The organism is Nostoc sp. JL31, assembly GCF_017114965.1.
Taxonomy (GTDB): domain Bacteria; phylum Cyanobacteriota; class Cyanobacteriia; order Cyanobacteriales; family Nostocaceae; genus Nostoc; species Nostoc punctiforme_A.
The window spans coordinates 1-7619 of the sequence record NZ_JABXKO010000012.1 but is presented as its reverse complement, the minus strand read 5'-3'; the positions used below and the strand labels follow the sequence as shown (position 1 = coordinate 7619).

Annotated in this window: 6 protein-coding genes; 5 read left to right on the top strand and 1 reads right to left on the bottom strand. The window is 40.7% G+C overall.

The genetic code is table 11. The annotated features are described in order from the left end of the window. Positions 1 to 135: 135 nt before the first annotated feature. From glyQ to HWQ43_RS00755, 4 genes are all read left to right on the top strand, one after another. The gene (gene glyQ, locus HWQ43_RS00770; protein ID WP_292728911.1) at positions 136 to 1035 is read left to right on the top strand and encodes a glycine--tRNA ligase subunit alpha; all 900 of its coding nucleotides are present in this window, start codon (positions 136 to 138) and stop codon (positions 1033 to 1035) included. 494 nt (positions 1036 to 1529) lie between these two features. Continuing rightward, positions 1530 to 3884, top strand: a complete 2355-nt coding sequence (locus tag HWQ43_RS00765; protein WP_292728908.1) for a ComEC/Rec2 family competence protein — start codon at positions 1530 to 1532, stop codon at positions 3882 to 3884. 45 nt (positions 3885 to 3929) lie between these two features. Beyond that, positions 3930 to 4400 carry an NADAR family protein gene (locus tag HWQ43_RS00760; protein WP_292728905.1) on the top strand — a complete coding sequence of 157 codons (471 nt, stop codon included), beginning with the start codon at positions 3930 to 3932 and terminating at the stop codon, positions 4398 to 4400. Positions 4401 to 4738: 338 nt separating this feature from the next. Beyond that, a complete protein-coding gene (locus HWQ43_RS00755) occupies positions 4739 to 5764 on the top strand; it encodes a tetratricopeptide repeat protein (RefSeq protein WP_292728902.1) in 1026 nt (341 codons plus the stop codon). Between the two features lie 27 nt (positions 5765 to 5791). Here HWQ43_RS00755 and HWQ43_RS00750 read toward each other — a convergent pair whose 3' ends face one another. After that, positions 5792 to 6487 carry a phosphoribosyltransferase gene (locus tag HWQ43_RS00750; RefSeq protein WP_292728899.1) on the bottom strand — a complete coding sequence of 232 codons (696 nt, stop codon included), beginning with the start codon at positions 6485 to 6487 and terminating at the stop codon, positions 5792 to 5794. Positions 6488 to 6679: 192 nt separating this feature from the next. Here HWQ43_RS00750 and HWQ43_RS00745 point away from each other — a divergent pair, with 192 nt between their 5' ends. Next, entirely contained in the window at positions 6680 to 7360 is a 681-nt protein-coding gene (locus HWQ43_RS00745; RefSeq protein ID WP_292728897.1) for a uracil-DNA glycosylase, read from the top strand. Positions 7361 to 7619 lie beyond the last annotated feature (259 nt).

Here is a 7619-nt window from a genome sequence, read left to right as displayed (position 1 = left end):
CGAACCTACTTCATTGTGTCAACTATTTTTCCCAAAATTATTTTGGACGGCTTCTCTGTCTCCTGAAACTGCCCACAGTGCCGGATTCTAGGCAACAATGGTTTATGCACTGTGTTGACTAAGGATGGAACAAGCGTGAATTTTCAGTCGGTAATAAGTTTATTGCATGATTTCTGGGGCGATCGCGGTTGTCTTATTGCCCAGCCCTACGATATTGAAAAGGGAGCTGGTACTAAGAATCCCCAGACTTTTTTAAGAGCATTGGGGCCGGAACCTTGGGCTGTTGCTTACGTTGAGCCTTGTCGTCGTCCTACTGATGGACGCTACGGCGAAAACCCCAACCGCTTCCAACACTATTATCAGTACCAAGTTCTGATTAAGCCATCACCAGATAATATTCAGGAGATTTATCTTGATTCGTTAAGAGCTTTAGGTATTCGTCCTCAAGACCACGATATTCGGTTTGTAGAGGATAACTGGGAAGATGCGACTGTGGGAGCTTGGGGTACTGGGTGGGAAGTATGGTTAGATGGGATGGAAGTTACTCAATTTACCTACTTCCAACAGTGTGGAGGAATTGATTGCCGTCCGGTGTCGATTGAAATTACATACGGGTTAGAGCGGCTGACAATGTATCTCCAGCAAGTAGAAGCATTTACTAAGATCCATTGGACAGACAACATTACTTATGGCGATGTTTTCCTGCAAAGTGAGATTGAGCATTGCACATACAACTTTGAAGCGTCAAATCCTGAGTTGCTACTGACATTATTTAATTTGTATGAGCAGGAAGCTACCCAATTGACAGAGAGAGGATTGGTATTGCCTAGCTTAGATTATGTAATGAAATGTTCGCACACATTCAACCTGCTGGATGCTAGGGGTGTGATTTCTGTGACAGAGAGAACTCGCTATATTGCCAGGATTCGGCATTTGGCTAAGAAGGTAGCTCATTTATATGTTGAGCAAAGGGAGAAGTTGGGTTTTCCGTTGCTCAAAGATACTGTGAGTTCAACAGGAAGCCTAATATCCTAAAGGTGCGTCTACACAACTAAGTACAGCTTTGTGTAAAATAATAGCGTTTTTCAACGCAGAGTAAAGGCAAAGGTACGCAGAGTCGTGCCAAATTTAATTCACTACGATTTTATGTTCTGTTTATCCTTGTGCGCTGAGGTTTAAGCTAGGTATATCTTTTTGATGCAGGCAGCTTTTGCTAAAGGACAGAAATACGGTTAAATATTGAGTCTAGAACATTCAAGCTACAAGGATAAGGCCCGCCTGTGCGGGCTTTGTTTATATAAAGTTGATGAACTATACTCACCACAAGCATAAAAATTTTTTGCTGTTGTTGATTAAAGAGATAAAAAGCTCACGCAGAGGTGCTCCAAGCACAGATAATAAGAGTTTGGAATATTTTATTGTTGAATTTCATAACCAAATTCAGCAACGCCGATTTTTCTTTCTTGCTGCCCTATCTATATTTAGATCACCTGTAAATTCGGATTGCCAGGTGCTTTTACAAAAATCTTATGATTCAAACCAGTGGTGTAATTATTTGTCTTGGCTACATTTTTGGGTTGCTGCTTACAGCAGTTCCTTGGGGTGGTGTGGGGATTTTGGTTGTGGGGATTGTGGGAGCAATACTTTTTAGAAAACGCACCACACTACAGCAATTTGCTCAGAAACCGGAAAATGCTGGAAGCAAAAAGAAGGCAGTGCCTAATATTTGGCAAAGTACTCCCCATCCTCGAATATGGCTAGCTGCTGGCTTGGTGGGATTATTGGCAACTCTATATTTTCAATGGCGAATGCCACAACCGGGCGCAAAAGATATTAGTCAGTTTGTCCCGCCTGGAAATAGTAGCAATCAAGAACAACTTGTGATTGTACGCGGCGAAGTGGCGAGTAATCCCCGCTTAACTCGCAGTCAACGAGGACAATTTTGGCTGGAAACGACTCAGTTAGATGAAGTTAAAAATGATAAAGGTTCAGCAGGTGTCCCAAAAGGGGTTACAGGCAAATTGTATGTGACAGTCCCTATACTTCAGGCTACTGGGTTATACCCTAGTCAACAAATTGCCGTGACTGGGATTTTGTACAAACCAAAGGCGGCTTCCAATCCTGGTGGTTTCGATTTTCAGAAGTTTCTCAAGCAGGAAGGAACGTTTGCCGGTCTAATTGGGCGGCAAATAAATGTTTTGGATCGGGAACGGAAATGGGGATGGTGGCAAATTCGTTCCCGAATTGTGCGATCGCAAGTTCGTTGGTTGGGTATTCCTGAAGGGCCTCTTGTCAGTGCAATGGTTTTAGGCAGCAAAGCTGTTGATTTACCCTACGATATCCGCGACTTATTTGTACAAGCCGGATTAGCTCATGCTTTAGCGGCTTCTGGGTTTCAAACTTCTTTGATTTTGAGTGTGATTTTACAGTTAACAAGGCGGGCAAGAAAAGGAACGCAATTTACCCTTGGCTTTTTGGCTTTAATCATTTTTCTGAGTTTAACAGGGTTTCAACCTGCGGTTCTCAGAGCCGTAATTATGGGTTTTGCAGCATTAGTTGGTCTGCTATTAAAAAGGAAAGTAAAACAGTTTGGATCGTTACTATTAGCAGCAACTCTCCTATTAGTATTTAATCCTCTATGGATTTGGGATTTAGGTTTTCAATTGAGTTTTTTAGCAACATTAGGATTAATTGTAACAGTACCCGCATTAGTCAATCGCCTAGCATGGCTACCACCTGCGATCGCTGCTTTGATTGCCGTTCCCCTAGCTGCCACTATTTGGACTTTACCTGTGCAACTTTTTGTTTTTGGAATTGTACCATCTTATAGTCTGTTGCTGAATGTGGTTAGTACTCCATTAATTTCGATCATTAGTATAGGTGGAATTATCAGTGCGTTAGTCGGTTTAGTTTGGACTGACGCAGGAAGCTTCCTAGCCGGGGTGTTACATTACCCTACTGATTGGCTAATTAAACTAGTGGAATTTTTTAGTAAGTTGCCTGGAAATTCTGTTGCTGTGGGCAGCATATCTACATGGCAGCTTTTGGCGATTTATATACTAATTATATTGGTCTGGTTAGTGCATTGGTGGCAAAAGCGGTGGTGGTTTGCTAATATGATTGCGATTGCTTTAGTATTCATCCCCCTTTGGCATTCTAAAAATATATTGTTTAGGATAACAGTCTTAGAATCGGGTACGGAACCAATTATAGTTGTTCAAGATCGAGGTACTGTAACTGTAATTAATAGTGGTGATGAAGGTACAGGACGTTTTACAATTTTACCGTTTTTACAACAGCAGGGTGTAAATCAAATAAATTGGGCGATCGCAACTGATTTTCAAGGTAATGAAAGTAATGCTTGGTTTGAATTAATGCAACGTTTACCAATTGATAAATTTTATGAATATTCACCCCAAACAGATAATTCTATTACGGCTCAAGCAATTCAACAGGAACTACAAAAACATCAAGGAATTTATCAATCTTTGGCAGTTGGGCAATCGGTGAAAGCTGGTTCGATAGTAGCGCAATTAATCAACGACCAATTACCAATTTTACAATTGCAAATTTTAGATCAAAATTGGTTATTAGTAGGTAATGTTAAATCTAAAGAGGTGCAGCAACTAGTTAAAAATGGAAGTTTGCCTCGCCCACAAGTGCTTTGGTGTGCCCCTGAATCATTGAAAGATTTAGTTATTGCTCTGCAACCACAAGTAGCGATCGCTTCTTCTGCCAACTTTGATCCAAAAACTTTATCTGAACTGAATCAAAGTCAAACTAAACTATTCTTTACAGGACGAGATGGGGCTATCCAATGGACTCCTAATGGTCAGTTTGAGGCATTTATTGAATCAACAGAAAATAAATCATCTGTTTTATAAAAAACTTACAAATTCAGTAAATTCAAAAAAAATGTATTAATTTTTATGACAATTTATTTTTATAGTACTCGTGAAGAGTATGGCTGTTTCTCTAACTTTTCGTCCCACGGCTTTGAATTAGATGGATTGTATTGGTCGACTAGCGAACACTATTTTCAGGCGCAAAAGTTTGTAGGTACACCTCATGTAGAACAAATCCGCCTAGTTAAAACACCTAAAGATGCAGCAAGAATGGGGCGTGAGAGAACGCGTCCCTTACGCCAAGATTGGGAACAGGTTAAAGATGACATCATGCGGCAAGCTGTGCTGTGCAAATTTCAAACTCATACAGATATTAGAGATATTTTACTTTCTACAAACAATGTAGAAATTGTTGAAAACTCGCCTATCGATTTTTACTGGGGTTGCGGAGCCGATGGGAGTGGTAAAAATATGCTAGGAAAAATTTTAATGGAGGTGCGGGATATTCTGCACCATACATACAGGATAGATATTGATAATAAAACTATTAAATAAGCTTGTCAAAAATAATTTTTTAATCGAACTACTCCAGACGTAGAGAACACGAATAGAGAAGAAATAGAGACGATCGCAAACGCTCTAAGACTGCTATATAGTTATTACTCTTCATGAGTGGAAATCTGAAAGCCTCGATTAACGATCGCTACATAAACTCTCACCTTTCCTAAACTGATGCTGTGGTCAACCAGACTGATGAAAGATGCATCCTGGTTTTGGGAACACTAAATTTAGCACTAGACTTCACAGGAAGGAGTTGATATCTAAAGGCGAATGGAATAACCAGATCGAAAAATACAGTTCCCTTGCAATTACCCATAACATACCTAAAAGCAGTGAAGCGTAATACAATTACCCATGAATTTGACTCTAGTTCGCAAGCAGGAATAATACCTCTACAAGAAAGTGATGACCAGTTGTCAGAAGCGGTAAAGCTACTACGGCAAGGAATTCAACAGCAGCAAGGTGGCGAATTAATCACGGCTATAAAGTCTTTACAGCAATCCTTGGGGCTGTTTCAGGCAGTTGGCGATTTAGAAAAACAGGCACAGGTACTTTCTTTTTTAGGATTGGTAACTTACAGCGCTGGAGACTACAAAGGTGCTATATCTTACTCCCAACAGTGTCTGTCTTTGCTCAATAACACCTCAGATTTAGCATTGCAAATGCAATCTCTTTCCCATTTAGGCAATGCATACCGTCACCTAAATGACCATAAAAAGGCTATTGAGTTTCTAGAAAAATGTTTGAAAATAACGCAGCAACTCCAAGACAAACGAAGTCAAGTGGCAGCACTCAATAATTTGGGATTGGTGTATAAAGCTTTAGGTAACTTTACACAGGCTATTGAGTATCAACAGCAAAGTCTAGAGATTGTGCGGGAACTCAAAGATAATTGGGGCGAAGAACAGGTACTCAAGAATTTAGGTAATGCTTGGTATGCTTTGAACAATTACCCAAAAGCGATCGCCTATTATGAGCAGTGTGTAGTACTATCACGCTCCTTAAAAAATGTTCGCAGTGCTTCTCAAGTGCTAAAGAATCTGGGCAATGCTTGTTATGCTTTAGGTGATTATACTAAAGCCATTAAGTATTATGAAGATCGCTTGCAATTAGCCAAAGAAATTCAAGACAAGCGTAGTGAGGAACAGTCTTTAAGTAGTTTAGGAGTTGCTTGTGAAGCTTTGGGTGACTATAACAAAGCAATTACGTATTATGAAGAACGTTTGTTGTTAGCTAGAAATATCAAAGATCGTCGCAGTGAAGAACAAGCCCTTGCCAGTCTGAAAGTTGCTTGCTACGCCTTGGGTGATTATGCCAAAGCTATGCAATATCAGCAGGGAACATCTTCAAATAGTTAAAAAGCAAGATTGGAAAACAATTCAAAATTACTCGCACAGATTAATTCCCCCGATTGTTTTTTGTTGGAGACATACGAGAACTTCTAATGTATCTACTTGGGGAAATTCTGCGTAAAAATTACTCACACTCCAGAAGGGTTCGGGTGTTTCCAAGACTATTGTGCGATCGCCCCACTGTTCTAACCAAGGTAGCAATTTTTGTGGCGCTACTGGAGTACATAACCAAACTGCTGCTGGAGAAAGCGCTCTCATAGCAGTTGCTGCTACCGCTATTGTCATACCTGTAGCAATGCCATCATCAACTAAGATGAGCGTAGCATTCTCTGCATTCACTTGCGGACAAGCAGGAATTAATTGAGCCTCAAGAAACTTAGCAAGGTTCATCGCTTTATTTAAAGCTACATCCCGACACCGCGCATCATGTTTAGGGCGAAATAGCTTTTGATCGGCCCAAAGAACATTTCCAGAAGTAGTCACTGCACCAATTGCTAACTCTGGGTTTTCTGGATGGCTAATCTTTTTTGCCACAACAATTGTCAACGGACAATCTAAAAGACGTGCTATTGGTGCTGCTACTGCTACACCTCCTCTTGGCAAAGCATAAACAATTGGTACAGGCTTTACCCCAGAATCAATAGTTTGCTGAGTCAAAACATCATGAATTACTCGCGCCAATAACTCACCTGCATGGGTACGATCGGCGAAAAGTGGGGTATGTGACATGGTTTTCCCCCAGCATCTTAGGACGGCAATGCTCTTATCATGACTGAATTTTGTCTCAAATTAACTGATACAATAAGATTTGTATAAATAATTAAGTATTCAGCAAAAGTTTATTGTTCTGAGAAATATCCAGCCAAAGGGCTATTTATATCAGATATAACAGCTGGCGCTGATGCCAAAATCCTGATTTTCATGAGCAGCGAAACCCAACTCAGCCTCTTCGACGACTCAACTTTTAACCAACGAGAACTGATTCCTACAGACGCGAAAATTCCGATCGCTCCCGGAACTTATTCTGACATAACGGAGTTGACACAGCATTGCGATCGCTGCCACCGTTGTGCATTGGGAGACACTCGCACTCATGCTGTTGTTGGACGTGGCAATCTCAAAGCACCAATTGTGGTTGTGGGAGAAGCGCCAGGTCAAAATGAAGATGAAACGGGTTTACCATTTGTAGGCAGATCGGGACAATTGCTAGAGAAAATTTTGGCATCAGTGAATCTGACTACCGAGGATGATGTATATATTGCCAATATCAATAAATGTCGCCCACCAGATAATAGAGTTCCCACTCCTGTAGAAGTCGCGGCTTGTCTACCCTACCTACTAGAACAAATTCGCTTAGTTGACCCCAAAATAATTCTATTAACGGGTGCGACTGCTGTCAAAGGTATCACTGGCGATAAGCGAGGGATTACCAAAATTCGCGGACAGTGGCTGGAGTGGGAAGGGCGTTTATGTATGCCAATTTTTCATCCTTCCTACTTGCTACGTAACCCTTCTAAGGAAAGAGGGGCGCCGAAATGGTTGATGTGGCAGGATATCCAGGCAGTGCGTGCCAAGTTAGACGAAATCCAAAATAATAGCTAATGCTTAATTCCGTCTTTTTTAAAGCTTGTCACTACCAACATCTTTTCAATTGCTCACTTCGTTGCTATCGCAGTTGGGAATAAATTCTAAAGCTAATAGCTAAAGTCTTCTCAAGAGGACTCAATACAAGATTTTAAGCGATGTAGATGACTAGACTCTCTGAAAGAGAAAATTTCAGTCTACTGATTGCGATGCTTATTTTAATTAGGGCTTGCTGAAAAAGTCATAAAAAAGCAATTCTTTTGGGTTGACCAGTTAT

Coding starts and splice junctions, on each gene's coding strand:
- HWQ43_RS00765 (WP_292728908.1), top strand. CDS start 1,530: ATGATTCAAACCAGTGGTGTAATTATTTGTCTTGGCTACATTTTTGGG.
- HWQ43_RS00760 (WP_292728905.1), top strand. CDS start 3,930: ATGACAATTTATTTTTATAGTACTCGTGAAGAGTATGGCTGTTTCTCT.
- HWQ43_RS00750 (WP_292728899.1), bottom strand. CDS start 6,487: ATGTCACATACCCCACTTTTCGCCGATCGTACCCATGCAGGTGAGTTA.
- HWQ43_RS00745 (WP_292728897.1), top strand. CDS start 6,680: ATGAGCAGCGAAACCCAACTCAGCCTCTTCGACGACTCAACTTTTAAC.